The organism is Allobosea sp. NPDC055353, assembly GCF_053644975.1.
Window position 1 is genome coordinate 1,411,184 of sequence record NZ_JBSHMC010000001.1, and the last position, 24,838, is coordinate 1,436,021.

The following is a 24,838-nucleotide window of genomic DNA, read 5'->3' on the forward strand; positions in this document are numbered from 1 at the left end:
GAGGGCCCTGCTAATGAAAGGCACTGCCGCACACAGGATCGACGGCAAGGCTTTCGCCTCCGTCGTCAGTGCTCAGGTCGCAAAGTCTACGGCCGAGCTGCAGCAACACCATGGTATCACACCCGGCCTCGCTGTGGTTCTGGTGGGGCATGATCCTGCCAGCGAAGTCTATGTCCGCAACAAGGCCCGGCAGACGATTGCGGCTGGGATGGCATCCTTCGAGCATCGTTTGGATGCTGGCGTGAGCCAGCGCGAAATCAGCGCCCTGATCGCGCAGTTGAACGCCGACAAGCGCGTCCACGGCATCCTGGTTCAGCTTCCTTTGCCGGACCACATCGACGCGCAGACCATCCTCAGCGCGATCGATCCGGCCAAGGATGTCGACGGCTTTCATCCCCTGAATGTCGGGCTGATGGCAGCAGGCCAGAAGCCCCTGGTACCCTGCACGCCGCTGGGATGCCTGATGCTGCTGCGCGCTCATCATGGCGATCTTTCGGGCAAGCATGCCGTGGTTATCGGGCGCTCCAACATTGTCGGAAAGCCGATGGCGCAACTTCTGCTGCGCAGCAATTGCACCGTGACAATCGCCCATTCGCGCAGTGCAAACCTGCCGGAGCTCTGTCGCCAGGCCGACATCCTGATCGCGGCCGTAGGCCGGCCAGAAATGGTCAAGGCCGATTGGGTGAAGCCCGGCGCAACCGTCATCGATGTCGGCATCAATCGCGTAACCTCTGGAGAGGACAAGCCACGCCTCGTCGGAGATGTCGATTTCGCTGCTGTCTCGCAGGTCGCGGGGGCCGTGACACCGGTTCCCGGCGGCGTGGGACCTATGACTATCGCTTGCCTGCTCGCAAACACTCTCAATGCCTGCCGCCGATCACTCGGCCTGCCCGAGCAGGCCGAGCTGACGCCCTAAAAACCAACCGGATTGGTCGATATGATGAAGTACATTCTGACTGTTACCTGCACCTCACGCCGGGGGATCGTTGCCGCGATCGCGGGCTATCTGGCGCGCATGGGCTGCAACATCTCGGATAGCGCCCAGTTCGACGATGCCGACACCGGTCGCTTCTTCATGCGTGTCGGGTTCGTCAGCGAGGAAGCAACGGCACTGCCGGATCTTGCGGCGGGCTTCGCGGAAGTCGCCGAGCCGTTCGACATGAAGTTCGAGTTCCGCGACGAGACTGACAAGACCAAGGTCGTTCTGATGGTCTCCCGCTTCGGCCATTGCCTGAACGATCTGCTCTACAGGTGGCGCATCGGCGCCCTGCCGATCGATATCGTCGCGGTGATCTCGAACCATATGGATTACCAGAAGGTCGTGGTGAACCACGACATTCCGTTCCATTGCGTCCGCGTGACCAAGGAGAACAAGGCTGCCGCGGAAGCACGACAGATGGAAATCATCAACGAGAGCGGGGCCGAGCTCGTCGTGCTCGCGCGCTATATGCAGGTTCTGTCCGACGAAATGTGCAAGCAGATGTCCGGGCGGATCATCAATATCCACCACTCGTTCCTGCCCAGCTTCAAGGGAGCTAACCCTTACAAGCAGGCCTTTGAACGCGGCGTGAAACTGATCGGGGCTACGTCACACTATGTTACGTCCGATCTCGACGAGGGCCCGATCATCGAGCAGGACACCGTTCGTGTGACGCATGCGCAGAGCCCGGAGGATTATGTCAGCCTCGGGCGCGATGTAGAGAGCCAGGTGCTGGCCCGCGCCATTCACGCCCATATCCATCGCCGCGTATTCCTGAACAACGGGAAAACCGTCGTGTTCCCGGCCTCTCCTGGCTCCTATGCCTCTGAGCGGATGGGTTAGCGTCGGAGTTCGATTCAAAGCGGTGAACAAATAGGCCGATCGTGGGCGCGATTTTGAGACGCCGGCGAACCATCCTTCACGCCGAACTGGATCCGATGCTCGGACGATAAACGAGCGAGACTGGCTCAATCTGACAGGCGCCTAAGCCTTGAAAAGGCACATACCGACACATTACGGGGACAATTGCCGACGCGCTTCCCTCCTGGACCGACAAAGTTCGCGTATCGGACACCGCGACAGCTTGAGCAGACCGGCTTGACGCGCGTGGCGGCTTGCGCTTAAACTTAACTCAATGGTTAAGTTTCAGGACGCGCAGCTCGACCGGACCTTCTCCGCCTTGGCGGACCCGACGCGGAGGGCCTTGCTGGCGCGCTTGGAGCGGGAAGACGGACTGTCGGTCAGCGAGCTCGCGAAGCCTTTCCCGGTTTCGCTGCCGGCGATCATGAAGCATCTCGATGTCCTCACGGATGCCGGTTTGCTGACGCGGACCAAGGCGGGGCGCACCGTGTCCTGCCATCTGAATGCGGAGCCGATGGAGGAGGCGATGGGCTGGCTGGCACGCTATCAGCGGTTCTGGACCGAGCGGCTCGATGCGCTGGAGGCGCTGCTCGAGGCGCGGCGCAAGGGCGAAGGTTGAGGGAAGGATCGGGCACATGCATCAGCCGGTGACACCCAGCCTCACGATGAAGCGCCGCCTCAACGCGTCGCCGGCCGAGGTCTACGAAGCCTGGACCAATCCGGAGCTGCTCGTGCGCTGGTTCGGCCCGGAGAATGTCGTGGCGCAGGAGGCGGAGATCGATCCGCGCGTCGACGGCGCGTATCGCGTCGTAATGATCGAGGATACCGGCGAGCGCCATGAGGTGCTCGGCCGTTATCTGGAGGTGGTCGAGAACGAGCGGCTGGTCTTCAGCTGGTCCTGGATCACCACGCCGGAGCGCGTTTCGCGCGTCACCGTCACCCTGAAACTGGACGGAGACGGCACGATCCTGACGCTTTTGCACGAGAAGCTCGCCGACGATGCTGCCGTCCGCGGCCACACGCATGGCTGGACGGGAACCATGGCCAAGCTCGAGGCGTATTTCGCCTGAGCGACCGCGCGCCGCGGCATGATCCGCGCTGCGCCGAAGAAGCCGCCGGCACTATGCCGGCGGGAATTGGAGGAGAGGAGACGATGGAACACAGGATCGTATCCCGTGAGGACTGGCTTGCCGCGCGCAAGGCCCACCTCGCCAACGAGAAGGAACTGACCCGCCGGCGCGACACGCTCTCAGCCGAGCGGCGCGCGCTGCCCTGGGTCAGGATCGAGAAGACCTATACCTTCGAGGGCTGGGACGGCGCGCTGTCGCTGGCCGATCTCTTCGCCGGCAACAGCCAGTTGATCATCTATCACTTCATGTTCGGCCCCGGAGCCCGGGAGGGCTGCCCGAGCTGCTCCTTCCTTGCCGATCATTTCGACGGCGCCAACCGGCACCTCAGACATCACGATGTCAGCCTCGTCGTGGTCTCGCGGGCGCCCTATGCCGAGTTCCAGAACTTCCGGCACCGCATGGGCTGGGACTTCCCCTGGGTGTCATCGGCGAACAGCGACTTCAACTACGACTTCCATGTCTCGCCGAGCCCGGAGGAGAAGGCTGCCGGCCGCTACGAATACAATTACGCGATGCATGACGGGCAGGGCGGCGAGATGCCGGGCTTCAGCGTCTTCTATCGCAACGACGCGGGCGAGATCTTCCACACCTACTCGACCTATGCCCGCGGCGGTGACCTTCTGATCGGCACCCATAACTTCCTCGACATGACCCCGAAGGGGCGCAACGAGGTCGGGATCATGGACTGGGTCCGCCATCACGATCGCTACCCCGGCAAGCCGCTGGGCGCGGCGAGCTTCCAGCCGGAGCTGGCGGTGAATTGCTGCAGCAGCTGACAGCGGTTTTGCGGACCTATTCCGGGCTCGTAGAGTTGATATCAACATTTCATGAGGCGGCCGTCGCCGGCCGTCGCGAACAGGGAGAGATGCAATGGCCTATGTCGATGGTTTTGTCCTCGCGGTCCCCGCGGCGAACAAGGAGGCTTACCGCAAGCAGGCTGCCGATGCGGCGCCGCTGTTCCAGGAATTCGGCGTCCGGCGCCATGTCGAGACCTGGGGCGACGATGTCCCGGACGGCAAGGTGACGGACTTCAAGGGCGCGGTGAAGGCGACGCCGGACGAGGTCGTGGTGTTCTCCTGGTTCGAATATCCCGACCGGGCGACGCGCGACGCGGCCAACGAGAAGATCATGAGCGATCCGCGCATGAAGGCGATGGGCGAGGCCATGCCCTTCGACGGGAAGCGCATGATCTATGGCGGCTTCGCCCCGATCCTCGACGAGGGCGAAGGCGGCGCGATGGGCTATCTCGATGGGGTTCTCGTCGCCGTGCCCGACGATCGCAAGGCGGATTATCGCGATTTCTCGGCCAGTCACGCGGCGCTGTTCAAGGAATACGGCGCCCGCCGCGTCGTCGATGCCTGGGGCGACGACGTGCCCGATGGCAAGCTCACCGATTTCAAGGGCGCGGTGAAGGCTGAAGCTGGCGAGACGGTGGTGTTCAGCTGGGTCGAATGGCCGTCCAAGGACGTGCGCGCTGCCGCCTGGGGCAAGATGATGGAAGACCCACGCATGGAGGCGCTGAAGATGCCGTTTGACGGCAAGCGCGTCGTCTATGGCGGCTTCGCGCCGATCTTCGATACCGGGCGCGGCTGAGGCCACGGGACGGGATTCACGCGACGGCCATGCGGGGGACACCTTGCTCCCGCTGGCCAAATAGCCGAGAGATCGGGCGGCTTCACCGGATCTCTCGTCATGTTTGCTGGCATTCCCATCGGCGATCTCGCCTTCCTCGCCGTCTCGCTCGTGCTGGCAGGCGCTGTCACTGGCCTGCTCGCCGGCGTCTTCGGCGTCGGTGGCGGCGCGGTCATCGTGCCGGTGCTCTACGAGATCTTCCGCGTCATCGGCGTGGCGGAGGAGGTGCGCATGCCGCTCAGCGTCGGCACCTCGCTCGCGATCATCATCCCGACCTCGATCCGCTCCTTCAACGCGCACCGGGCCAAGGGGCTGGTCGATCTCTCGATCCTCAAGATCTGGGCGGTGCCTGTGATCGTCGGCGTGCTTGCCGGAAGCTGGATCGCCCGCTTCGCGCCGGCCGATCTGTTCAAGATCGTCTTCGTCGCGGTCGCGACAATCTCGGCGCTGCGTCTGCTCTTCGCCGCCGATCGCTGGAAATTCGGCGAGGACATGCCCGGCAAGCCGTTGATGGTCGCCTATGGCGGCCTCATCGGCGTACTCTCGGCGCTGATGGGCATCGGCGGCGGCCAGCTCTCCAGCCTGTTCATGACCTTCTACGGCCGGCCGATCCATCAGGCGGTCGCGACCTCCTCGGGGCTCGGCGTGCTGATCTCGATCCCCGGCGCCCTCGGCTTCATCTATGCCGGCTGGCCGCAGATGGCCCTGGGTACGCTGCCGCCGCTCTCGCTTGGCTATGTCTCGCTGATCGGCATGATCCTGTTCATCCCGACCTCGATCTGGACGGCGCCGATCGGCGCGCGATTGGCGCATCGGCTCTCGAAGCGTCGTCTCGAGATCGCCTTCGGGCTGTTCCTGCTGGTCGTCGCCAGCCGCTTCGTCTGGTCGCTGATCCACTGAGGCGAACGGCGATGAGCGAGACCACGATCCGGCTGCTGCGGCCCGATGACCACAAGGCGCTGACGGCGCTGGTGGTCGAGATGCAGGGACATTACAGCGTGCCGTGCCCGGCGCCGGCCGAAATTCTGGCCGGGCTTGCGGCTTTGCCGGCCGGCGTGGATATCCTCATCGCGGTCAAGGGCGAGACGGTCCTCGGCTTCGCCTCGGCCTGCAATCTCTATCCGGGACCGGGCCTGAAGACCGGTTATTTCCTCAAGGAGATCTACGTCGCCGATGCCGCGCGGGGCGCCGGGCTCGGCCGGAAGCTGATGACGGCGCTCGCCGAACTCGCCCTGGAGCGCGGCCACCGCCGCATCGACTGGACGGCCGATGCCGACGACGCGGCGCTGCTGCGTTTCTATGACGGGCTCGGTGCGGCTGCCTATCCGAAGAAGGTGTTCTATCGCCTGACCGGCGATGCGCTCATCGAGCTGACGAAGACCTGACCGTCATTCTCGCGGCGAAGCGCAGCTTCGACCCGAGAACCTCAGGACGAGAGCCCTCTGGTTTCGTCATTGCGAAGAGCGTAGCGACAAAGCAATCCAGAGGGACTAGGTGCAATGTTTCACCCGGCCCCTCTGGATTGCTTCGCTTCGCTCGCAATGACGGTTTGTGCGGAATTCAGTTCCGCCAGCCGCTCCGGCAGCGCCGCCATGATCGCCAGCCGCTCGGCTTCGTTCAACCGGCCCCATTGCGCGATTTCGGCGAGGGTCCGCCCGCAGCCCTCGCAGAGCTTGCTGACAGGGTCTATGACGCAGATCTTGATGCAGGGCGTCGAGGCGCTGCTCATCGCCCCGGCCACCCGATCGCGAGCGCAAGACCGAGATAGATCGCGATTTCGGCGAATTGCTGCGCTGCCCCGAGGATGTCCCCGGTCTGCCCGCCGATCAAACGCCGCGCCATGCGCGACAGCACCGCCGCCGCACCGTGCGCCAGCGCGAAGCCGATCAGCAGGCCGGTGATCGGCAGTTCCGCCGCCAGCCCGATCCCGGTCGCGAGGAAGAGGCTCAAGCCCAGCGCGATCCGGGCTGTCAGAACCGTCGGCTGGCCGACAGCCGCCGCCGCGCCGCTGCTGCGCGCCGCCGGTTGGGTCGCCAACATGAACAGCCCCTCGGCACGCGACCAGGGCGCCGCGACGAGCACCGCAGCGGCCGCCGCCCAGGCGCCAGAGCGGTCGAGGATCATGGCGATCAGGCTCGCCCGCAGCAGCAGCGACAGCCCCAGCGCCAGCGCGCCATAGGAGCCGATGCGGCTGTCCTTCATGATCTCCAGCCGGCGCTCGGGCGTATGCCCGCCGAACAGCCCGTCGGCGCTGTCGGCAAGGCCGTCCTCGTGGAAAGCGCCGGTCGTCAGGGCCAGTGCGGTCAGCGCGAGCGCCGCGACGACGAAGCTGCTGAGCCCTGCCAGTCCCGCGCCCAAGGCGATCAGCGCGGCCGGCGCGGCGATGACGAGCGCGGCGAAGGGCAGGGCACGCGGCACCTCGCGGAAATCCGGGATGGCGTGGCCGTCGCTCTCGCCCGGCAGCAACGGCACCGGCAGACGCGACCAGAAGCGCAGGCAGATCGCGGTCGCGATTCCCCAGCCCGGCCAGTCCGGCGGGGGCGCCTCGTTCGTGGTTTCCGCCTCTGCCATATTCGCCGCGTCGTCTCGCTCGATTGTCTTCACGCTCCCGACCCTATAGCAGCAGCGTCAATCCTGCCGCCATGCCGATGCGCTGATGCGGCGCCCTCGCGTGATGGATTTGACCATGGCCGCTTCCGGATTGCCCTTCGACGATATCCGCGACCTCATTGCCGCGATGCCTGGTCCCGACATGGAGGCCGCGAACGCGGTGCGCGCCCGCGATGCCAACCTGACCAAGCCGGCCGGCAGCCTCGGCCGCATGGAGGAGGTCGCCGAATGGCTCGCGGCCTGGCAGGGCAAGGGGAAACCCGCGGTCGACCGGCCGCTGGTTTGCGTCTTCGCCGGCAACCATGGCGTGGTCGCGCAAGGCGTCTCGGCCTATCCGCAGGCGGTGACGCGGCAGATGCTGGAGAATTTCGCGGCGGGCGGAGCGGCGATCAACCAGATCTGCGCGGCCTATGACCTCGGCTTCAAGGTCTTCGACCTCGCGCTCGACCTGCCGACGGGCGATTTCACGCAAACCGATGCGCTCGACGAGCGTGCCTGCGTCGCCACCATGGCCTTCGGCATGGAGGCTCTTGTCGGCGGCACCGACCTGCTCTGCCTGGGCGAGATGGGCATCGGCAACACCACCTCGGCGGCGGCGATCTACGCGGCGCTCTATGGCGGCGATGCCGCGCATTGGTGCGGCCGCGGCACCGGCGTCGATGACGAGGGCCTGAAGCGCAAGGTCGCGGCGGTCGAGGCGGGTCTGGCTTTGCACCGCGCCCATCTCAAGGACCCGCTCGAAGTGCTGCGCCGGCTCGGCGGGCGAGAGGTCGCGGCGATCTGCGGCGCGATCATCGCGGCCCGTTCGCAGCGCATTCCGGTGATCCTCGACGGTTATGTCGTGACGGCCGCTGCCGCGATCCTGCACGCGATCGAGCCGTCCACGATCGATCATTGCATCGCCGGCCATCTCTCGACCGAGGGCGCCCATGCCGACGTGCTCGCCCGTCTCGGCAAGGTGCCGCTGCTGGCGCTCGACATGCGCCTCGGCGAGGGTTCTGGCGCGGCGCTTGCCGCCGGCCTCGTCAAGGCGGCGGCGGCGGTCCATTCGGGCATGGCGACCTTCGAGCAGGCGCAGGTCGCGCGGAAGGACTAGCCTTCGTAATCCGTCTTCAATCCCGCCCGCTCGGCATGGCGCTCCTGCGCCAGCTCGATCAGGCGGGTGATCAGGGCGGGGTAGGGCAGGCCGGAGGCTTCCATCATCTTCGGATACATGCTGATCGCGGTGAAGCCCGGCAGCGTGTTGATCTCGTTGAAGTAGAAGGCGCCGCTCTGGCGGTCGAGGAAGAAGTCGACCCGCGCCAGTCCGTTGCATTCCAGGGCGAGGAAGGCCTTGATCGCGAGCTGCCGCACACGCGCCATCTGCTCGGCATCGAGCTTCGCCGGCAGGTCGACGCTCGCGCCATCCTGGTCGATATACTTGGCCTCGTAGGAATAGAATTCGTGCTGCGGGCCGGCGTTGAGCTCACTGGCGACGCTTGCCGTCGGCGGATCGCCGTCGAGCACCGCGACCTCGATCTCGCGGGCGTCGATGCCCTGCTCGATGAGCACCTTGGTGTCGTACTGGAAGGCGTCGTCAAGCGCGGCACCGAGCGCCTCCCAGCTCTTCACCTTATGGACGCCGACGCTGGAGCCCATGTTGCAGGGTTTGACGAAGACGGGGAGCGTGAGCTGCCCCTCGGCCGCCTCGGCTGAGCCTGCCTGATCGCGCCGCCAGTCGCGGCGCGACAGGGCGAGATAGGGCGCGACCGGCAGCCCGGCGAGCGCCGCCAGCCGCTTGGCGATGTCCTTGTGCATGCCGACCGCCGAGGCCAGCACGCCCGAGCCGACATAGGCGGCGCCGGCCAGTTCCAGCAGGCCCTGCACGGCGCCGTCCTCGCAGAGCGGGCCATGGATCACCGGGAACACGACATCGACCGGCGCGATCGCCGGCGCCGCGCTGTCGGCCGGCAGGATGGCGGTGCGCCCGCCCTGCGGCTCCAGCCGGATCGCGGGTGAATCGGCGGGAATCGGCAGGCTCTCGGTATTGGCCGTCTCGATCCGGCGCAGGTCGTGGCATTGCCAGCGGCCCTGCTTGTCGATGCTGACCGGGACCGGCTCGAAGCGCTCGCGATCGATATAGCGCAGGACGGAGGCCGCCGATTTCAGCGACACCTCGTGCTCGCCCGACTTGCCCCCATAGAGCACGGCGACGCGCGTTTTCCGGTTCATGATCCGATGGTCCGAGAGGCTGGAGGGAAGGCTTCGACGAGGCGGTGAGAGGATGTCGCCGACGGGTGGGGCGAGATTCGGGCGCTCGCGATCACGCCGCCCGCGTCTTCGGCTCGGGCAGGGCCGCGAGCGTGTCCATCACGCGCTCGGCCGGCAGCGTGATCGTGACCTCGGTGCCGGCGCGCGGCCTGGACTTGAGATGGAAGCCGCCGCCATGCAGGTCGATCAGCCCCTTGACGATCGGCAGGCCCAGCCCCGAGCCCTGCTCGGCGGTCTTGATCGCGAGCGAGCCGCGCCCGAAGCTCTGCATGACGATCGGGATCTCGTTCTCGGGGATGCCCGGCCCGGTATCGGTGACCAGGACATATTGCCCGCCCGTCGCGGTCCAGCCGACCTTGATCGTGATCTCGCCGCCCTGGGGCGTGAACTTGATCGCATTCGAGAGCACGTTGAGGACGGCCTGCCGGATGGCGCGCTCGTCCGCCCAGACACGCGGCAATTGCGGCTCGGCCAGCGCGCGGATGCTCTGGCCCTTGGCCTTGGCGCGCAGCGCCAGCATGTGCTGGCAGTCCTCCACGACGCTGGGCAGCGAGAGCGCCTCCTCGTTCAGCTCGTATTTGCCGGCCTCGATCCGCGACAGGTCGAGGATTTCGTTGATCAGGTCGAGCAGATGCTGGCCCGATCCGTGGATATCGGCCGAGTATTCCTTGTAGGCGGCATTGGCATGCTGGCCGAAGATCTCGTTCTTCATTACCTCGGAGAAGCCGAGGATGGCGTTGAGCGGCGTGCGCAATTCATGGCTCATCGTGGCCAGGAAGCGCGACTTGGCGAGGTTGGCCTCTTCCGCCTTGCGCCGCGCCTCGTCCGAATTGGCGTTGGCTGTTTCCAGTTCCGCGATCAGCGCGTCCTTCTCGGCCCGGAAGACGATCGAATCGACCGAGCTCGCATAGAGGCGGTTGGCGAGGAAGATGAAGAAGAGCTGGGCCGAGGCCGCCATCAGCGCCATGGTGACGCTGTCCATGTCGCGCCGGTCCCAGAAGAAGACCATGATCCCGGCGATGATCGGGGTCAGCCCGGCATAGACCGCGATCGGGATCGTCGCCGACAGCATCACCGTGAGCGCGCTGACGATCAAAAGGGCGGTGGTGACGAAGACCTTGGCGCCGGGCGCTTCGACCGGGACGAACAAGAGCAGCAGCAGCGACCAGGCCAGGCCGTGCAGGCCCTCGGCGAGGGCGAAGAGCCGGCGCCAGAGCTTCAGCCGGACGTCGTCGGGGACCTTGGCAAGAAAGCGCCGCGCGATCAGCACGATGATCAGCGTCGTGAGCAGCACCGCGCCGCTCCACACCGCGACGATCGGGGTCGGCAGCCAGAGGCAGGCGGCGGCGGCGATGCCGAGCACCAGAACGAACGTGCCGGCGGAGCCGGCGATCCGGTACTGCGCGAAGACACGCAGCAATTCGTTGTCGAAGGCGCGTTCCAGCCCCGTCGAGGAGGTCAGCCGTTCGCGCGCGGACTTGACCTCGCGCGTGACCAGTTTCCGGCGCGCCACGGCCGAGGGGTCGGGTCCGCGCCCGCGCTGCACCTGTTCGGCCGTCACTTCCGTCATGGTCGGGAGCGTGTATCCTCGTTCGGCCGCTGCGACATGCAGGGGCCGGCTCGCCATCATGGACACCAAATCGTTAAGCTCTTCCTGATGGCACCCTTCGGATTCGGTCGCTCCCGCTATGGACCTTTCGGCTGGCGCCGGGTCGGCCGGCCGGTCGACTTCGTCGTCGCGCTCGGCCTGCTCGGTTTTCTCGGCCTCGCCGGCGCGATCCTGCAATATCGCCTCGGCCCGGCGCGCGAACTCGTCGGCGCGGCCCAGGCGATCGACGGCGATTCGGCGCGCCTGCTCGGCGAGGAACTGCGGCTGGAGGGGATCGACGCGCCCGAATACCGCCAGAGCTGCACCGCGCGCGACGGCAGGCGGGTGGCCTGCGGGCGTGAGGCGCGGCGCGCTTTGCAGGCGTTGTTCGCGCGCGGGGTTACGCGTTGCGAGATCGGCAAGGCCGACCGCTACGGCCGCGGGCTCGCCCGTTGCTGGCAGGGCGAGATCGACATCAACGCGACGCTGGTGCGCGAAGGCCACGCGGTCTCCTACGGCGCCTATCGCGCCGAGGAAGACGCGGCGCGGGCGGCCGGTCGCGGCATCTGGGCGACGCAGTTCGAGCGCCCGGAAGCCTGGCGTCGCGGCCATCCGCGCTGAAGCTCTTCGCCATGCTGGCGTCATGAAGCGCCGGCAATCCGGTTGACCTTCCTGCGCGGGCCGTGATCCGGTACGGCCGGAGACGGAGAGGATCTGATGAAGCTCTATGACGGCGGGCGGGCCCCGAATCCGCGGCGGGTGCGCATCTTCTTCGCGGAGAAGGGGGTGCCGCTGCCGGAGCTCGTGCCGGTCGATATCGCCCGCAAGGAACACCGGACCGAGGCCTTCACCAGGCTGAACCCGGCCCAGCGCCTGCCCGTCCTCGAGCTCGACGACGGCACCGCGCTCGCCGAGACGATCGCGATCTGCCGCTATCTCGAGGCGCTGCATCCGCAGCCGCCATTGTTTGGCCGGGATGCGAAGGAACAGGCTACCATCGAGATGTGGAACCGGCGCGTCGAACTAGGCCTCTTCGCCAGCGTCGCCGCGATCTTCCGCCACAGCCACCCCTCGATGGCGGAGCTGGAGGAGCAGGTGCCGGAATGGGCCGAGGCCAATCGGGACCAGATGGACGACCATCTCTGGCTGATCGAGCTGCAGCTCGCGGCCAATCCCTTCATCTGCGGCGAGGCCCTGACGGTGGCCGACATCACCGCCGGCATCGCCATCGACTTCATGAAGCCGTCGCGCGTGCCGCTGCCGGAGGATTTCGTCCATATCCGTCGCTGGCATGGCGCGCTGTCGGCCCGGCCGAGCTGGAAGGTCTGATGCTTCGCCTGGTCCTGGCCCTGCTTGCTGCCCTGGCCTCGTCCGTTCCGGCGTCGGCCGCCGAAAGGCTGAGCGGCGAGGCGATCGAGCGCGCCTTTCGCGGCAACACGGTGTCCGGCCGCTACACCAATGGCGGCTTCTTCACCGAGTATCACGACCCGAATGGCCAGGCGCTCGGCCACAATGGCTGGCAGGCCAATACCGATGCCTGCTGGATCACCAAGCCGGACCGGATCTGCTATTATTACGGCCCGCAGACCGACCGGACGGTGCATTGCTTCTCGGTCGAGATGAGCGGCGATCTCTATGTCCTGCGCAACAGCGGCAACGGCGTGGTCAATGCTCTGGCCAAGGTCGAACCCGGCAATCCCCGTGGTCATACCGATAACGGCACGCCGTGGTATTGCGACGGGCTGATCTCGCGGGGGGCCGAGCCCCCGATGAGCCGGAAGCTGGCGCGGCGCTGATGTCCCGGTTTGCAGGCCTCGCGATTCTTGCCTTGAGTCTGCTGGCGGCGGCCCAGGCTGCGGCCGTCGAGCGACTGAGCGGCGAACAGATCAGGCAGCTCTTCGAGGGCAACACCGTCTCGGGCCGCTATTCCGGCAGCAACCTGCCGTTCAGCGAGTATCATCATGCCGATGGCCGGGCGAGCGGGCATAATCGCAACGTCCCGAACACCGATGCCTGCTGGATCACGACCCCCGACGCCGTTTGCTATTACTACGGCCCGCAGGAGAAGCGCCGCACCTATTGCTTCACCATCGAGACGAGCGGTGATCTCATCGTCATTCGCAGCCGCCCGAGCGGCCGCATCAACGGCCTCGCCCGCATCGAGAAGGGCGACCCTTACGGCTACGCCGCGAGGAAATCCGACTGGGTTTGCGACGGGCTGATCTCGCAGGCGCCGGGCCGGTCGCGGCTGGCGCGCCGATGAACGCGACGGAGCGGCTCGCAGAGGTGCTGGCGGAGCTGCGTGCCTGCCGCATCTGCCGCGATGAGCCTCGCTACCTGCCGCCCTTGCCGCATCAGCCCCGCCCGGTGATCCAGGCGTCGGTGACGGCCAGGATCTGCATCGCCGGCCAGGCGCCGGGCACGCGCGTCCATGCCAGCGGCCGGCCTTTCACCGATCCCTCGGGCGTGCGCCTCAGGAACTGGCTCGGCATCGACGAGACGATTTTCTACGATGCGGCGAAGATCGCCGTGGTGCCGATGGGGTTCTGCTTTCCCGGCCTCGACGCCAAGGGCGGCGACAAGCCGCCGCGGCGGGAATGCGCGCCGGCCTGGCAGGATCGTGTCTTCGCGGCGTTGCCCCGGATCGAGCTCGTGCTGGCGATCGGGCGCTATGCCCAGAACTGGCATCTCGGCCCGAAGGAGGCCGCCAACCTCTCCGCCACTGTCGCCAACTGGCGCGAGATCCTCGCCAGGCCGGTCCTGCCGCGCGTCCTGCCCTTGCCGCACCCGTCCTGGCGCAACAATGCCTGGCTCAAGCGCAATCCCTGGTTCGAGGACGAGCTTGTACCCGTCCTGCGGGAAGAGGTGGCGCGGCTGCTGCGCTGACAGTCTCGTTCAGTAGCGGAAGGGGCTGGAATCGAGCCCGCGATTGACCTGGCCGCGCACGCCGACGACCGAGCGGACGGGCCCCAGCGCCGTCTCTCCCCGGGTTTCGAGATAGACCAGCCCATCGGCCCGGCTGCCGTAGCCATTGCGCGAACTCTTGCCGAACTCGGCGCGGACCGAACCGCCGGCCCGCACGCAGAATGCGGAGCCCTCCACCCGGACGAATCCGGCGCCGTATTCGGGGCAGGGGCGGGCGGCGGCGCCGGGCTTGGGAGCGGGCTTGGCGTAGGCCTCATGCGGCGCAGGCTTTCGCGGCAGCGGCTGGCCGATCGACTGCGCCGAGGCTGCGGACGCGAGGCCGGACAGAAGCAGGGCAAGGGCAGTGCGGAGCATGGCTGGAATCCGGGGCGACGATCCCTGTTACTGAGCCAGCAAGGCGCAGTTGTGGCAAGGTCGCCGGCTCCCGGTCCGCCAATAGAAAACCCCGGCTTGCGCCGGGGTGAGTATCGCTCGCGCTACGGCTCCGTTGGATCAGAGCTGGTTCGAAACGCGCGAGCGGATCAGGAAATTGTCGAAGGTGTATTCGGCGATCTGGAACCAGAGATATTCGTCGCCACGGAACGCCGCCATCGAATCGTAGAGCTTCTTGAAGTTCGGGTTCTTGGCGGAGGTTTCGGCATAGACCTCCTTCGATGACTTCAGGCAGGCTTCGAGGATCTCCTGCGAGAACGGCCTGAGCTGCGCGCCGCCGGCGACGAGGCGCTTCAGCGCGGCCGGATTGCGGGCATCATATTTCGCCTGCATGTCGATATTGGCCTGGGCGGCGGCCGTGGTGAGCAGCGATTTGTAGGTCTTCGGCAGCTCGTCCCATTTCTTGTCGTTGATGAAGAAATGCAGCGCCGCGCCGCCCTCCCACCAGCCGGGATAGTAGTAGTAGGGCGCAACCTTGTTGAAGCCGAGCTTCTCGTCATCGGCCGGGCCGACCCATTCGGCCGCATCGATCGTGCCTTTTTCGAGCGCCGGATAGATGTCGCCGCCGCCGATCTGCTGCGGCACGACGCCGAGCTTGCTCACCACCTGCCCGGCGAAGCCGCCGATGCGCATCTTGATGCCTTGCAGGTCGGCGACCGTCTTGATTTCCTTGCGGAACCAGCCGCCCATCTGGCAGCCGGTATTGCCGCCGGGCAGGGCGTAGATGTTCGCCTTCTTGTAGAACTCGTTCAGAAGCTCGTTGCCGCCGCCATGGTAGAACCAGGCGTTCTGCTGGCGCGAATTCAGCCCGAACGGCACGGCGGTGCCGAAGGCGAAGGTCGGGTCCTTGCCGACATAGTAATAGGACGCGGTGTGGCACATCTCGACCGTGCCGTTGGTGACCGCGTCCGCGGCCTGCAGGGCCGGCACGATCTCGCCGGCCGCAAAGACCTGGATCTGGAAATTGCCGTCCGTCGCTTCCGAGACCGCCTTCGCCAGCACCTCCGATGCGCCGAAGATCGTGTCGAGCGATTTCGGGAAGGATGATGTGACGCGCCATCTCACCTCGGGCATGGACTGCGCGATGGCCGGGCTCGCGATCGCCCCCGCAGCAGCCCCGGCCCCGGCAACCTTCAAGAAATGACGACGACTCATCGATTTTGCCCTCCCCAAGGCCATGCGCGCCGGTTTTCCGGTCGTCGCGAACGCCTGTGAGGAAAGCAGGTCTGTTGGCGGGCGCAAGAGGAATTTGCATGGCAATCATGCAAATTCGTCATGAGTCGGCTGCGAACCTTTTCGAAGCGCGATCGATGAGGCCGCGCATTTCCGCCATTTTCATGAAAAAAGGCCCGGCTTTCGCCGGGCCTCCTGTCGATGAGCCGTCGCGGTGCCGGAGCGCTCAGCGGGCGCGCGTGCGAACCTGGAAGACGTCGAAGCTGAGTTCGGCGACCTGCCACCAGAGATACTGGTCGGAGCGGAAGGCGGCCATGGCCTCGATCGCCTTCTTGAAGTCCGGGTTCTTGGCCGAGATTTCGGCATAGAGCTCGTTGGAGGCCTTGAGGCAGGCTTCCATCACGTCCTGCGGGAAGGGGCGCAGCTGCGTGCCGGCCGCGACCAGGCGCTTCAGCGCCGGCGGGTTCACCACGTCGTACTTCGCTGCCATCTGCGTGTTGGCATAGGTGCAGGCGGCCGTCAGCGCGGCCTGATAGGCCTTCGGCAGGGCGTTCCACTTCTCCAGGTTGACGAAGGCGTGGACGGTCGGTCCACCCTCCCAGAAGCCCGGATAGTAATAATACGGCGCGACCTTCGAGAAGCCGAGCTTCTCGTCGTCATAGGGGCCGACCCATTCGGCACCGTCGATCGTGCCCTTTTCGAGCGCCGGATAGATGTCGCCGCCGCCGAGCTGCTGCGGCACGAGGCCGAGCTTCTGCAGCACCGAGCCGGCGATGCCGCCGATGCGCATCTTTAGGCCCTGGATATCGGCGACCGACTTGATCTCCTTGCGGAACCACCCGCCCATCTGCGCGCCGGTATTGCCGCAGGGCAAGCCGTAGGCGTTGAACTTCTTGTAGAACTCGTTGAACATCTCGTTGCCGCCATGCTGGAACAGCCAGGCGTTCTGCATGCGGGCATTGAGGCCGAACGGCACCGAGGCGGCGATCGCGAAGGTCGGGTCCTTGCCGACATAGTAATACGAGACGGTATGGGCCATCTCGACGGTGTTGTTCGTGACCGCATCGAGGGCCTGCAGCGCCGGGACGATTTCGCCGGCCGCGAAGACCTGGATCTGGAACTTGCCGTCGGTCAGTTCGGAGACCATCTTGGCCATGATCTCGGCGCCGGCATAGATCGTGTCGAGCGACTTCGGGAAGCTCGAGGCCAGGCGCCATTTGATTTCCGGGTTCGACTGGGCGACGGCCGGCATGGCGACGGCGGTCGCGGCAGCGCCAGCCGCGGCGGTCTGGATAAACTGACGACGCTTCATCTAGACATTCTCCTCGGATGTTTGGCGGATGCGGGCGTTTCGAAACAGGTTCTGCCGCCCGGCGTTCGGAATCGGGTTGTAGCGAATGGATTTTCGAAGTGCGAGGGATTTCATCGCCGATTCCTGCGACTTTCGGCTAGGTTCCATCCCCATCTTGGCGGGCTTCTGCGGCAGTGGTTAAAGCGGGCATGATCGAGACTGAAAACCTGCGCCTGCGCCGTCCCGAAATCGGAGATCTCGACGCGATCCATGCGATGCGCAGCGACCTCGCCGTCATCCGTTTTCTCGGCGGCCGGGTGCTCAATCGCGAGGAGGCCTGGCATCGGCTGACCCGCATCGTCGGCCACTGGACCTTGCGCGGCTACGGCATGTTCGCGGTGGTCGAGAAAAGCAGCGGCGCCCTGGTCGGCGAGGTCGGACTGTTCGACGGCTGCAGGGGGCTCTCCCCGGATTTCGACAATGCGCCGGAGGCCGGATGGATTCTGGCCGGCGAGGCGCAGGGCAAGGGCTATGCGGGGGAGGCGGCGACGGCCGCGCATCGCTGGTTCGCAGTTGCGCATGGCGAGCGGCGCAGCGTCTGCATCATCGCGCCCGAGAATCTTGCCTCCTTCCGTGTGGCGCACAAGCTCGGCTACAAGAGCTTCGGACAGGTCGATTACCAGAACGGGCCGGTGGTGATGCTCGAACGCATTCCCGGCTGACGAAGCGGAGCGGGGAAATATGGATCAGGACAGGCTCGCGAAGCTGCGGGAACGCTATTCCGGCAGCGGCGGCGGCGACATCCGCGACCCGCATTTCGCCAAGGTGGCTGCAGGTCAGTTCACCGGCGACCGGCGCAAATGGCCCTTCGCGGATGTCGCGACCTTCCTGGGCGCGCCCTATCGCCCTGACGCCCTCGCCGCGCCCGGCCTCGGCGGCCTCGATGTCGCGATCATCGGCGTGCCCATGGATCTCGGCGTCACCAACCGCGCCGGCGCGCGCCTCGGCCCGCGCGCCGTCCGCGCGATCGAGCGCATGGGTCCGATGGACCATGCGCTGGGGACCGCGCCCTTCACCATGCTCAAGGCGGCCGATATCGGCGACGTGCCCTTCCGCTCGCGCTATTCGCTGGAGAGCTGCCACGAGGATATCGAGGCGACCTTCAGGACGATCGTCGAGGCCGGCGTTTCGCCGCTCGCCGTCGGCGGCGACCACTCGATCACCTATTCGATCCTGAAGGCGGTCGGCGCGAAGCGTCCGGTCGGCATGGTCCATATCGACGCCCATTGCGACACCTCCGGGCCGTATGAGGGCTCGAAGTTCCATCATGGCGGGCCGTTCCGCCAGGCGGTGCTCGACGGCGTGCTCGACCCCGAGCGCGTGATCCAGATCGGCATCCGGGGCGGTGCCGAATATCTCTGGGAGTTCTCCTACGAGTCCGGCATGACCGTGATCCACGCCAACGAGGTCGACGATCTCGGCCTCGAGGCGGTGATCGCCAAGGCACTGGCGGTGATCGGCGACGGGCCGACCTATGTTTCCTTCGACGTCGATTCGCTCGATCCCGGCTTCGCGCCCGGCACCGGGACCCCGGAAGTCGGCGGCTTGAGCCCGCGCGAGGCCCTCGCGATCCTGCGGGCGCTGAAGGGGCGCGACATCGTCGCTGCGGATGTCGTAGAGGTGGCGCCGCAATACGACGCGACCAGCAATACGGCGCAATGTGCGGCCCAGGTGCTCTTCACCGAGCTCTGCCTGTTGGCTGAGGCGCGCGCTTCGGGAAAAGGAAGACCATGATTCGGATTCGATCGATCGCGCGGATCGCCGCGCTGAGCGGGCTGTGCCTGCTGGCCCCGGCTGCGCGTGCCGAGGTGCCTGCAAACGGGCAGGCCTATCTCGATGCGGCCCTCGCTTCCGTCGAATCGCTGCTCAGGCTCTACGATGGCAAGGGAACTCTGCCTCGCCTGTCCGATCCGGTCGATGGCAAGGTCCTGGCCGATGTCTGGAATGTGCCGGCGATTCTCGGCAAGGCACCCTATGGCGCCGCCGATCTCCCGGCGCTGCACGATATTGTGCAGAAGCAGACCCGCGTCCTTCAGGTCTATGCGCTGTTCGTGCCGGGGCAGGGCCGAAAGGAACCGGACCTGGCCGCGAACGCGGTCGAGTTCCAGGATGAGATGACTCGTTCGCGCGTCTTCCTGCTCAAGGCGGCAGGCGGCACCTTGTCGGCGATCAACGATTTCTCGTTCAAGCTGAAGGAGGAAGACAAGACCGAGGCGCGCGCGCAGGGCTTGCGGCAGATGCGGCTCGGCCTGCAGGAGATCGTCGTCGGCGCGGCGCTGGCGCTGCGCGGCACCGGGCTGAGCGATGCAAATCGCCTGCTGATCGCGCAGGCTTTCGCGGAGAATGCCGGGGGCATCGCCGCCGCGCTCGCACCGCCGGACCGCAACGCCCTCGTCGGCGCGCTCCAGGCGGTGAGCCCGTCCCTGAAACCGGAAGCGCAGAAGGCGGTTGCGGAATTTGCCTCTGTCGTGGCCGCCGCTCCCTGCGAAGGCTTCTGCCTGGTCAATTGAGACAGGCCCGGCCCTTTCAGGGCCGGGTTGCCAGCCAGATCACGTGACGTGCCCCGCCGCCGGTGCGGCGGGCGCGTGCCGCCACCTCTTCGGTGGCGAAGCCGGCCTGGCGCAGCCGCCGGGTGAAGCCATGGTCCGGCCCCGAGGACCAGACCGCCAGAATGCCGCCGGGCCGCAGCGCGGCCTTGGCGGCCTGCAGCCCCGCCGCCCCGTAGAGCTGGTCGTTGCCGGCCACGGTCAGCCCCTCCGGACCATTGTCGACATCGAGCAGGATGGCGTCGTGGCGCCCCTTGCCGGCCGCGATGGCCGCGGCGACGTCGGTGACACGCATCTGCACGCGGGCATCGTCGAGGCAGCCGGCGAAGACTGCGGCCATCGGCCCCCGCGCCCAGGCGACGACGGCGGGGATCAGCTCGGCCACCTCCACCTGCGCGTCGTCAGGCAGCTTGGCGAGCGCGGCCCGCAAAGTGAAGCCCATCCCCAGGCCGCCGATCAGGATGCTGGGTCGCTGCCGCCCCGCCAGCCGGTCGCAGACCAGGGTCGCCAGCGCCTCCTCCGAGCCGCTGAGGCGGCTGTTCATCAGCTCGTTGCTGCCGAGCATGATCGAGAATTCGCTGCCGCGCTGCTTCAGCCGGAGGTCGCCGCTGCCGTCCGGCAGCGCTGCGGTATCGAGGGTGGTCCAGGGTATCACGTCGCTCTCGCCTGTCTGGGAAGCTGCCTTATAGCGCATTCGGCTCGAACGCCTGGAAGCCAAAACGATATGCGCTGATTGCATGAAATATCGTCACGCATGACGTTGATTGGCCGATGACGCATGGCTATCTCATGTTGCGGCGCAGCATTGCGCCTGCTTCTCCGTGAAAGCTCGTCATGACACTCGCCGCGAACGATCGCAGCCTGGATGCGCCGGTATCCGCCCGTACGCCCGTCCCGGTGGGGCTGGTGCTGCTCGCGCTGGCCATGGGCGGCTTTGCCATCGGCACCACCGAATTCGCGGCAATGAGCCTGTTGCCTTACTTCTCGGCTGGGCTTGGCGTCGATGAGCCGACGGCCGGCCACGTCATCAGCGTCTATGCGCTCGGCGTCGTCGTCGGCGCGCCGCTGATCGCGGTGCTGGCGGCGCGGATCCCGCGCCGGACGCTGCTGATCGGGCTGATGGGCCTGTTCGCGCTCGGCAACGGGCTGAGCGCGCTCGCCCCGAACTATCACTGGATGCTGGTCTTCCGTTTCCTGAGCGGGCTGCCGCATGGCGCTTATTTCGGGGTCGCGGCGCTGGTCGCAGCCTCTCTCTCGGCGCCGAACCGGCGGGCGCAGTCGGTGGCGCGCGTCATGCTCGGTCTGACGGTCGCGACGATCATCGGCGTTCCCGTCGCAAGCTGGATGGGGCAGATTCTGGGCTGGCGCTCGGGCTTTGCCATCGTCTCCGGGCTCGCCTTGCTGACGGCCCTCCTGATCGCGCTGTTTGCGCCGCGCGATGCAGTGCAGCCTGGCGCGAGCCCATTGCGGGAGCTCGGTGCGCTGAAGCGCCGGCAGGTCTGGCTGACGCTCGCGACCGGCGCCATCGGCTTCGGCGGCCTCTTCGCCGTCTACGCTTATCTCGCCTCGACCCTGATGGTGGTGACCGAAGTCTCGCCGGCCTTCGTCCCAGTCGTGCTCGCGATCTTCGGTCTGGGGCTGACGGCGGGCACGCTCGTCGCCGGCTGGGCGGCTGACAGGGCGCTCGTTCCCGCAACCGCAGGCATGCTGCTCTGGAGCGCCTTCTGGCTGGCGGCCTTTCCCTTCGCTGCCGGCAATATCTGGGCGGTGTCGCTGGTCATCTTCATGATCGGCAGCGGCGGCGGGCTCGGTGCCATGCTGCAGACCCGGTTGATGGATGTCGCCGACGACGCGCAGACGCTGGCTGCCGCGCTCAACCACAGCGCCTTCAACACCGCCAATGCGCTCGGCCCCTGGCTCGGCGGCATGGCGATCGCCGCTGGCTATGGCTGGACCTCGACCGGCTGGGTCGGTGCGGCGCTGGCGCTGGGCGGGCTCGCGATCTGGATCGTCGCGGTTCTCGACGCTCGCCGCTGAGTAGGGCGGCGGGTCTCCGCCCCGCCTATAGCCCTGCTTCTTTGGTCGCATCCCGGCTCCAGGCGCGGATTGGGACGCGCAAGCTGCGAAAAGCTGTATCGCTCCCTCTTGCGAGTGGAATGAAACTGCGCCCAATCTGTCGCCACAGAACCGGACCGGGACAACAGCAAGACCGGCCGGCTGAATCTGCGGAGGTCCCATGAAGAGTTTCGTTCGTTTTATCGCGGCGGCGGCGTTGACGGTCGTCGGCGCGACAGGGGCGCTCGCCCAGGCCAAGGAGTGGAAGGAGATCCGGATCGGCACGGAGGGTGCCTATCCGCCCTACAACAACCTGAATGCCAAGAAGGAGCTTGAGGGCTTCGAGATCGACTACGGCAACCTGCTCTGCGAGAAGATGAAGGTGAAATGCACCTGGGTCGTGCAGGATTGGGACGGCATCATCCCGGCGCTGCAGGCCAACAAGTATGATGTCATCTTCGCCGGCATGAACGCGACCGACGAGCGCAAGAAGCAGGTCGATTTCACCTCGGTCTACAGCAAGACCCCGATCTGGATGATCGGCCCGAAGACGACCAAGTCGGACGACATCTCGCCGGCCGCCCTCAAGGGCAAGTCGATCGGTGCGCAGGGCTCGACGATCCACGCCAACTATGTCGAGAAATTCTACAAGGATTCGACCGCGCGCCTCTATCCGACCCAGGAAGAGGCCAATCTCGATCTGCTCAACGGCCGTCTCGACTACATCGTCGCCGACGCCCTCGCTCTTGCCGATTTCCTCAAGGGCAAGGGCAAGGATTGCTGCAAGAAGATCGCCGAGGTGAAGCGCGACGACGCCATTCACGGCCCCGGCGTCGCCGGTGCGGTCCGCAAGTCCGACACGGCGCTGAAGGACATGATCAGCAAGGCCATCGCCGAGACCATGGCCGACGGTTCGCACAAGAAGCTCGAGGACAAGTGGTTCAAGTACGACTGATCTGACATCCGACGACGATCACCCGCCGGCCGCATCGGGCCGGCGGGCTTCAGTTCCTCGCGCGCCGGCCCTCCCATGTTCGACAAATTCGCTCTGCTTGGCTTCGGGGCCGGCGGTTGGGGCCTGGCCCTGCTGCAAGGCGCTGCCAACACCATCTCGGTCGCTCTTGCGACCCTGCCGTTCGGCCTGGCGCTCGGCCTCGTCATCGCGCTGTGGAAGCGCTCCGACTATGTGATCCTGCGGACGCTGGCGACGATCTACACCACCGTCTTCCGCGGCGTGCCGGAGCTTCTCACGCTCTACATCATCTATTTCGGCATCCAGGTGCTGATGCAGCGAATCTGGACCGGCTTCTCGATCCCGCCCTTCGTCGCCGGCATGGTCGCGCTCGGCCTGGTGCTTGCGGCGTTCTCCAGCGAGGTCTGGGTCGGCGCGCTGAACTCGATCCAGAAGGGCCAGCGCGAGGCGGCTTCGGCGCTCGGCCTGTCGAAGGCGCAGGCTTTCCGGCTCGTCGTCTTCCCGCAACTGATCCGCGTGGCGCTGCCCGGTCTCGGCAACAACTGGATGGTGCTGCTGAAGGAGACTTCGCTCATCTCGGTGATCACGCTGCAGGACATCATGTTCATCGCGACGCGGGCCAATGTCGTGACCAAGGAGCCGTTCCTGTTCTTCGGTACGGCGATGCTGCTCTATTTCTTCTTCTCGCTGGTTTCCGCCTGGGGCATCGAGAAGCTCGAACAGCGCACCAATCGCGGCCAGGCCGCCTTCGGCGGAGCGACGCGATGAACTGGTGCGAATATCCCGGTTATCTGGTCGGCAGCGAAGTCCTGCAGAACTACGGCTGCCGCATGGCGAGCGGTCTCTGGGTCACCTTCGAACTCGTGGCGATCTCGGTCGCCATCGGCTTCTTTCTGGCGCTCGGCCTCGCCATCACCCGGCTCTATGGCCCGCGCTGGGCGCGGATGGCGGTCAGCGGCTACAACACCTTCCTGCGCGGCACGCCGCTGCTCTGCCAGCTCTTCCTGGTCTATTACGGGCTCGGCCAGTTCCGTGAGTTCTGGCAGGAGATCGGCCTGTGGTGGTTCTTCCGTGAGCCGTTCTACTGCGCGGCCTTCACCTTCACCATCAACACCGCCGCCTACCAGGCCGAAATCCTGCGCGGCGCCATCCAGTCGGTCCCGCGCGGGCAATTCGAGGGGTCGCTTTCGCTCGGCCTGCATCGCTGGGCGACGCTCCGCCTCGTCGTACTGCCACAGGCGATGATCCTGGCATTGCGCCCGCTCGGCAACGAGTTGATCGTGATGATCAAGTCGAGCGCGATCGTCTCGCTGGTGACGCTGTTCGACCTGATGGGCGCGACGCGGCTGGCCTTCGCCCGCTCCTTCGATCTTTCGATCTATCTCTACGCCGCGCTGATCTATCTGGTGCTGGTCGAGATCATCCGCCGCGTCTGGGACAGGCTGGAGATCCGGCTGAGCCGGCACATGGTATTGCGCTGACCCGGCCTCAACCCGGCAGGGTCAGCACCACCGCGCCGCGAGGCGTCGCGACGACGGTATGCTCGTACTGGACGGTGGGAGCGGATGGATCGCTGTAGAGCGTCCAGCGATCGCCGTCGCCATGCTCGGCCCAGTCAGCGCCCAGCGACAGGAACGGCTCGACGGTGAAGACGAGCCCGTTCGTCATGGTCCGGCGCTCTTTACGGTCGGGCCAGGTCGCGATCTCCGTCGGCTCTTCGTGCAGCGAGCGGCCGACGCCATGGCTCGCGAGATTGCGCACCAGCGTATAGCCGTTCTTCTCGGCGAAGCGCCCGACCGCCTGGCCGATGCCGGCGAGCGGCTTGCCGGCGCCGACCTGCCCGATCCCGGCCCAGAGCGCGCGGCGGCCGTCGCGGCACAAGCGCTCCAGCTTCGGCCGGACTGGCGGCACCGCGAAGGACGCGCCGGTGTCGCCGAAGAAGCCGTTCTTTTCGGCGGAGACGTCGATATTGACGAGATCGCCGGCGAGGATGCGCCGCTCGCCGGGAATGCCGTGGGCGACCTCCTCGTTGACGCTGATGCAGGTCGCGCCGGGGAACTCATAGGCGAGCTCCGGGGCAGGGCGCGCGCCATGGCGTTCGAGATAGTCGCGGCCGATCGCGTCGAGCTCGGCCGTGGTCATGCCGGGTTCGATCGCCTTGCCCATGGCGGCGAGCGCGCGGGCCACGATGCCGCCGATCTCTTTCAGCGCCTGCAATTCGTCGTCGTTCGATATCGTCATGGGCCGGAGCTAAGCCGCTGGTCCTCCGGCTGCAAGGGAAAAGCCGCATGGGCGGATGGCGTGCAATCGCCTTTCCCGTCCGGCGTGCGCAG

30 protein-coding genes are annotated in these 24,838 nt (G+C 66.4%); 21 read left to right on the forward strand and 9 right to left on the reverse strand.

Going from position 1 to position 24,838, the window contains the following annotated elements; genetic code table 11:
- Positions 1 to 13 precede the first annotated feature (13 nt).
- From folD to ACWIEX_RS06545, 8 genes are all read left to right on the forward strand, one after another.
- Complete coding sequence (folD, locus tag ACWIEX_RS06510; protein ID WP_454032277.1) at positions 14 to 916, forward strand: bifunctional methylenetetrahydrofolate dehydrogenase/methenyltetrahydrofolate cyclohydrolase FolD; 903 nt, start codon at positions 14 to 16, stop codon at positions 914 to 916.
- Positions 917 to 937: 21 nt separating this feature from the next.
- Positions 938 to 1,822 (forward strand): formyltetrahydrofolate deformylase, encoded by an 885-nt coding sequence (gene purU / locus ACWIEX_RS06515; RefSeq protein WP_454033473.1) that lies wholly within the window; start codon positions 938 to 940, stop codon positions 1,820 to 1,822.
- 292 nt (positions 1,823 to 2,114) lie between these two features.
- Positions 2,115 to 2,459 carry an ArsR/SmtB family transcription factor gene (locus tag ACWIEX_RS06520; protein WP_257733666.1) on the forward strand — a complete coding sequence of 115 codons (345 nt, stop codon included), beginning with the start codon at positions 2,115 to 2,117 and terminating at the stop codon, positions 2,457 to 2,459.
- 16 nt (positions 2,460 to 2,475) lie between these two features.
- A complete protein-coding gene (locus ACWIEX_RS06525) occupies positions 2,476 to 2,910 on the forward strand; it encodes an SRPBCC family protein (protein ID WP_454032278.1) in 435 nt (144 codons plus the stop codon).
- Positions 2,911 to 2,993: 83 nt separating this feature from the next.
- The gene (locus ACWIEX_RS06530; protein ID WP_454032279.1) at positions 2,994 to 3,746 is read left to right on the forward strand and encodes a DUF899 domain-containing protein; all 753 of its coding nucleotides are present in this window, start codon (positions 2,994 to 2,996) and stop codon (positions 3,744 to 3,746) included.
- Between the two features lie 94 nt (positions 3,747 to 3,840).
- Positions 3,841 to 4,563 (forward strand): DUF1428 domain-containing protein, encoded by a 723-nt coding sequence (locus tag ACWIEX_RS06535; protein ID WP_454032280.1) that lies wholly within the window; start codon positions 3,841 to 3,843, stop codon positions 4,561 to 4,563.
- A 99-nt stretch (positions 4,564 to 4,662) separates the two neighbouring features.
- Positions 4,663 to 5,502, forward strand: coding sequence for a sulfite exporter TauE/SafE family protein (locus tag ACWIEX_RS06540; protein ID WP_454032281.1), 840 nt, complete (start codon positions 4,663 to 4,665; stop codon positions 5,500 to 5,502).
- Positions 5,503 to 5,513: 11 nt separating this feature from the next.
- Positions 5,514 to 5,987, forward strand: coding sequence for a GNAT family N-acetyltransferase (locus ACWIEX_RS06545; RefSeq protein WP_454032282.1), 474 nt, complete (start codon positions 5,514 to 5,516; stop codon positions 5,985 to 5,987).
- A 119-nt stretch (positions 5,988 to 6,106) separates the two neighbouring features.
- Here the strand turns inward: ACWIEX_RS06545 and ACWIEX_RS06550 are convergent, their stop codons facing one another.
- Together ACWIEX_RS06550 and ACWIEX_RS06555 are read right to left on the reverse strand one after the other, a co-directional pair.
- Positions 6,107 to 6,331, reverse strand: a complete 225-nt coding sequence (locus tag ACWIEX_RS06550) for a DUF1289 domain-containing protein (protein WP_454032283.1) — start codon at positions 6,329 to 6,331, stop codon at positions 6,107 to 6,109.
- Positions 6,328 to 7,206, reverse strand: coding sequence for an adenosylcobinamide-GDP ribazoletransferase (locus ACWIEX_RS06555; RefSeq protein WP_454032284.1), 879 nt, complete (start codon positions 7,204 to 7,206; stop codon positions 6,328 to 6,330). Before ACWIEX_RS06555 ends, ACWIEX_RS06550 begins: the two co-directional genes overlap by 4 nt.
- An 82-nt stretch (positions 7,207 to 7,288) precedes the next feature.
- Between ACWIEX_RS06555 and cobT the strand changes: the two genes are divergently transcribed.
- Complete coding sequence (gene cobT / locus ACWIEX_RS06560) at positions 7,289 to 8,308, forward strand: nicotinate-nucleotide--dimethylbenzimidazole phosphoribosyltransferase (protein ID WP_454032285.1); 1,020 nt, start codon at positions 7,289 to 7,291, stop codon at positions 8,306 to 8,308.
- Here the strand turns inward: cobT and ACWIEX_RS06565 are convergent.
- A complete protein-coding gene (locus ACWIEX_RS06565; RefSeq protein WP_454032286.1) occupies positions 8,305 to 9,423 on the reverse strand; it encodes a D-alanine--D-alanine ligase family protein in 1,119 nt (372 codons plus the stop codon). The two genes, cobT and ACWIEX_RS06565, sit on opposite strands and share 4 nt — an antisense overlap.
- A gap of 91 nt (positions 9,424 to 9,514) precedes the next feature.
- Complete coding sequence (locus ACWIEX_RS06570) at positions 9,515 to 11,032, reverse strand: sensor histidine kinase (protein ID WP_454032287.1); 1,518 nt, start codon at positions 11,030 to 11,032, stop codon at positions 9,515 to 9,517.
- An 87-nt stretch (positions 11,033 to 11,119) separates the two neighbouring features.
- Between ACWIEX_RS06570 and ACWIEX_RS06575 the strand changes: the two genes are divergently transcribed.
- The 5 genes from ACWIEX_RS06575 to ACWIEX_RS06595 all read left to right on the forward strand — a co-directional run bounded on the left by ACWIEX_RS06575 (position 11,120) and on the right by ACWIEX_RS06595 (position 13,936).
- Positions 11,120 to 11,671 carry a thermonuclease family protein gene (locus ACWIEX_RS06575; RefSeq protein ID WP_454032288.1) on the forward strand — a complete coding sequence of 184 codons (552 nt, stop codon included), beginning with the start codon at positions 11,120 to 11,122 and terminating at the stop codon, positions 11,669 to 11,671.
- A 96-nt stretch (positions 11,672 to 11,767) separates the two neighbouring features.
- Positions 11,768 to 12,379 carry a glutathione S-transferase family protein gene (locus ACWIEX_RS06580; RefSeq protein WP_454032289.1) on the forward strand — a complete coding sequence of 204 codons (612 nt, stop codon included), beginning with the start codon at positions 11,768 to 11,770 and terminating at the stop codon, positions 12,377 to 12,379.
- Positions 12,379 to 12,846, forward strand: a complete 468-nt coding sequence (locus ACWIEX_RS06585; protein WP_454032290.1) for a hypothetical protein — start codon at positions 12,379 to 12,381, stop codon at positions 12,844 to 12,846. Before ACWIEX_RS06580 ends, ACWIEX_RS06585 begins: the two co-directional genes overlap by 1 nt.
- Positions 12,846 to 13,313 carry a hypothetical protein gene (locus ACWIEX_RS06590; RefSeq protein ID WP_454032291.1) on the forward strand — a complete coding sequence of 156 codons (468 nt, stop codon included), beginning with the start codon at positions 12,846 to 12,848 and terminating at the stop codon, positions 13,311 to 13,313. Before ACWIEX_RS06585 ends, ACWIEX_RS06590 begins: the two co-directional genes overlap by 1 nt.
- On the forward strand, positions 13,310 to 13,936 hold the full coding sequence (locus ACWIEX_RS06595) for a uracil-DNA glycosylase family protein (protein WP_454032292.1): 627 nt from the start codon (positions 13,310 to 13,312) through the stop codon (positions 13,934 to 13,936). Before ACWIEX_RS06590 ends, ACWIEX_RS06595 begins: the two co-directional genes overlap by 4 nt.
- Before the next feature lie 9 nt (positions 13,937 to 13,945).
- Here the strand turns inward: ACWIEX_RS06595 and ACWIEX_RS06600 are convergent, their stop codons facing one another.
- From ACWIEX_RS06600 to ACWIEX_RS06610, 3 genes are all read right to left on the reverse strand, one after another.
- Positions 13,946 to 14,329: a porin family protein gene (locus ACWIEX_RS06600; RefSeq protein WP_454032293.1), complete on the reverse strand. Its 384-nt coding sequence runs from the start codon at positions 14,327 to 14,329 to the stop codon at positions 13,946 to 13,948.
- A gap of 138 nt (positions 14,330 to 14,467) precedes the next feature.
- Positions 14,468 to 15,562: a TRAP transporter substrate-binding protein gene (locus ACWIEX_RS06605; protein WP_454032294.1), complete on the reverse strand. Its 1,095-nt coding sequence runs from the start codon at positions 15,560 to 15,562 to the stop codon at positions 14,468 to 14,470.
- A 244-nt stretch (positions 15,563 to 15,806) separates the two neighbouring features.
- A complete protein-coding gene (locus ACWIEX_RS06610; protein ID WP_454032295.1) occupies positions 15,807 to 16,892 on the reverse strand; it encodes a TRAP transporter substrate-binding protein in 1,086 nt (361 codons plus the stop codon).
- 188 nt (positions 16,893 to 17,080) lie between these two features.
- Between ACWIEX_RS06610 and ACWIEX_RS06615 the strand changes: the two genes are divergently transcribed.
- From ACWIEX_RS06615 to ACWIEX_RS06625, 3 genes are read left to right on the forward strand one after another with little or no spacing between them, the layout of a single operon-like run.
- Complete coding sequence (locus tag ACWIEX_RS06615; protein WP_454032296.1) at positions 17,081 to 17,593, forward strand: GNAT family N-acetyltransferase; 513 nt, start codon at positions 17,081 to 17,083, stop codon at positions 17,591 to 17,593.
- 19 nt (positions 17,594 to 17,612) lie between these two features.
- Positions 17,613 to 18,665, forward strand: coding sequence for an agmatinase (gene speB / locus ACWIEX_RS06620; protein WP_454032297.1), 1,053 nt, complete (start codon positions 17,613 to 17,615; stop codon positions 18,663 to 18,665).
- Positions 18,662 to 19,441, forward strand: a complete 780-nt coding sequence (locus ACWIEX_RS06625) for a hypothetical protein (protein ID WP_454032298.1) — start codon at positions 18,662 to 18,664, stop codon at positions 19,439 to 19,441. The genes speB and ACWIEX_RS06625 overlap by 4 nt, the downstream gene beginning before the upstream one ends.
- Positions 19,442 to 19,457: 16 nt before the next feature.
- Here ACWIEX_RS06625 and ACWIEX_RS06630 read toward each other — a convergent pair whose 3' ends face one another.
- Positions 19,458 to 20,132: a spermidine synthase family protein gene (locus ACWIEX_RS06630; protein WP_454032299.1), complete on the reverse strand. Its 675-nt coding sequence runs from the start codon at positions 20,130 to 20,132 to the stop codon at positions 19,458 to 19,460.
- Between the two features lie 179 nt (positions 20,133 to 20,311).
- Here ACWIEX_RS06630 and ACWIEX_RS06635 point away from each other — a divergent pair, with 179 nt between their 5' ends.
- The 4 genes from ACWIEX_RS06635 to ACWIEX_RS06650 all read left to right on the forward strand — a co-directional run bounded on the left by ACWIEX_RS06635 (position 20,312) and on the right by ACWIEX_RS06650 (position 23,986).
- A complete protein-coding gene (locus tag ACWIEX_RS06635) occupies positions 20,312 to 21,514 on the forward strand; it encodes an MFS transporter (RefSeq protein ID WP_454032300.1) in 1,203 nt (400 codons plus the stop codon).
- Positions 21,515 to 21,713: 199 nt separating this feature from the next.
- Positions 21,714 to 22,487, forward strand: coding sequence for a transporter substrate-binding domain-containing protein (locus ACWIEX_RS06640; RefSeq protein WP_454032301.1), 774 nt, complete (start codon positions 21,714 to 21,716; stop codon positions 22,485 to 22,487).
- Between the two features lie 75 nt (positions 22,488 to 22,562).
- Positions 22,563 to 23,273: an ABC transporter permease gene (locus ACWIEX_RS06645; RefSeq protein ID WP_454032302.1), complete on the forward strand. Its 711-nt coding sequence runs from the start codon at positions 22,563 to 22,565 to the stop codon at positions 23,271 to 23,273.
- The gene (locus tag ACWIEX_RS06650) at positions 23,270 to 23,986 is read left to right on the forward strand and encodes an ABC transporter permease (RefSeq protein ID WP_454032303.1); all 717 of its coding nucleotides are present in this window, start codon (positions 23,270 to 23,272) and stop codon (positions 23,984 to 23,986) included. The genes ACWIEX_RS06645 and ACWIEX_RS06650 overlap by 4 nt, the downstream gene beginning before the upstream one ends.
- 7 nt (positions 23,987 to 23,993) lie before the next feature.
- Here the strand turns inward: ACWIEX_RS06650 and map are convergent, their stop codons facing one another.
- On the reverse strand, positions 23,994 to 24,746 hold the full coding sequence (gene map / locus ACWIEX_RS06655; protein WP_454032304.1) for a type I methionyl aminopeptidase: 753 nt from the start codon (positions 24,744 to 24,746) through the stop codon (positions 23,994 to 23,996).
- Between the last annotated feature and the right edge of the window lie 92 nt (positions 24,747 to 24,838).

Coding starts and splice junctions, on each gene's coding strand:
- folD (WP_454032277.1), top strand. CDS start 14: ATGAAAGGCACTGCCGCACACAGGATCGACGGCAAGGCTTTCGCCTCC.
- purU (WP_454033473.1), top strand. CDS start 938: ATGATGAAGTACATTCTGACTGTTACCTGCACCTCACGCCGGGGGATC.
- ACWIEX_RS06520 (WP_257733666.1), top strand. CDS start 2,115: ATGGTTAAGTTTCAGGACGCGCAGCTCGACCGGACCTTCTCCGCCTTG.
- ACWIEX_RS06525 (WP_454032278.1), top strand. CDS start 2,476: ATGCATCAGCCGGTGACACCCAGCCTCACGATGAAGCGCCGCCTCAAC.
- ACWIEX_RS06530 (WP_454032279.1), top strand. CDS start 2,994: ATGGAACACAGGATCGTATCCCGTGAGGACTGGCTTGCCGCGCGCAAG.
- ACWIEX_RS06535 (WP_454032280.1), top strand. CDS start 3,841: ATGGCCTATGTCGATGGTTTTGTCCTCGCGGTCCCCGCGGCGAACAAG.
- ACWIEX_RS06540 (WP_454032281.1), top strand. CDS start 4,663: ATGTTTGCTGGCATTCCCATCGGCGATCTCGCCTTCCTCGCCGTCTCG.
- ACWIEX_RS06545 (WP_454032282.1), top strand. CDS start 5,514: ATGAGCGAGACCACGATCCGGCTGCTGCGGCCCGATGACCACAAGGCG.
- ACWIEX_RS06550 (WP_454032283.1), bottom strand. CDS start 6,331: ATGAGCAGCGCCTCGACGCCCTGCATCAAGATCTGCGTCATAGACCCT.
- cobT (WP_454032285.1), top strand. CDS start 7,289: ATGGCCGCTTCCGGATTGCCCTTCGACGATATCCGCGACCTCATTGCC.
- ACWIEX_RS06565 (WP_454032286.1), bottom strand. CDS start 9,423: ATGAACCGGAAAACGCGCGTCGCCGTGCTCTATGGGGGCAAGTCGGGC.
- ACWIEX_RS06570 (WP_454032287.1), bottom strand. CDS start 11,032: ATGACGGAAGTGACGGCCGAACAGGTGCAGCGCGGGCGCGGACCCGAC.
- ACWIEX_RS06575 (WP_454032288.1), top strand. CDS start 11,120: ATGGCACCCTTCGGATTCGGTCGCTCCCGCTATGGACCTTTCGGCTGG.
- ACWIEX_RS06580 (WP_454032289.1), top strand. CDS start 11,768: ATGAAGCTCTATGACGGCGGGCGGGCCCCGAATCCGCGGCGGGTGCGC.
- ACWIEX_RS06585 (WP_454032290.1), top strand. CDS start 12,379: ATGCTTCGCCTGGTCCTGGCCCTGCTTGCTGCCCTGGCCTCGTCCGTT.
- ACWIEX_RS06590 (WP_454032291.1), top strand. CDS start 12,846: ATGTCCCGGTTTGCAGGCCTCGCGATTCTTGCCTTGAGTCTGCTGGCG.
- ACWIEX_RS06595 (WP_454032292.1), top strand. CDS start 13,310: ATGAACGCGACGGAGCGGCTCGCAGAGGTGCTGGCGGAGCTGCGTGCC.
- ACWIEX_RS06600 (WP_454032293.1), bottom strand. CDS start 14,329: ATGCTCCGCACTGCCCTTGCCCTGCTTCTGTCCGGCCTCGCGTCCGCA.
- ACWIEX_RS06605 (WP_454032294.1), bottom strand. CDS start 15,562: ATGAGTCGTCGTCATTTCTTGAAGGTTGCCGGGGCCGGGGCTGCTGCG.
- ACWIEX_RS06610 (WP_454032295.1), bottom strand. CDS start 16,892: ATGAAGCGTCGTCAGTTTATCCAGACCGCCGCGGCTGGCGCTGCCGCG.
- ACWIEX_RS06615 (WP_454032296.1), top strand. CDS start 17,081: ATGATCGAGACTGAAAACCTGCGCCTGCGCCGTCCCGAAATCGGAGAT.
- speB (WP_454032297.1), top strand. CDS start 17,613: ATGGATCAGGACAGGCTCGCGAAGCTGCGGGAACGCTATTCCGGCAGC.
- ACWIEX_RS06625 (WP_454032298.1), top strand. CDS start 18,662: ATGATTCGGATTCGATCGATCGCGCGGATCGCCGCGCTGAGCGGGCTG.
- ACWIEX_RS06635 (WP_454032300.1), top strand. CDS start 20,312: ATGACACTCGCCGCGAACGATCGCAGCCTGGATGCGCCGGTATCCGCC.
- ACWIEX_RS06640 (WP_454032301.1), top strand. CDS start 21,714: ATGAAGAGTTTCGTTCGTTTTATCGCGGCGGCGGCGTTGACGGTCGTC.
- ACWIEX_RS06645 (WP_454032302.1), top strand. CDS start 22,563: ATGTTCGACAAATTCGCTCTGCTTGGCTTCGGGGCCGGCGGTTGGGGC.
- ACWIEX_RS06650 (WP_454032303.1), top strand. CDS start 23,270: ATGAACTGGTGCGAATATCCCGGTTATCTGGTCGGCAGCGAAGTCCTG.
- map (WP_454032304.1), bottom strand. CDS start 24,746: ATGACGATATCGAACGACGACGAATTGCAGGCGCTGAAAGAGATCGGC.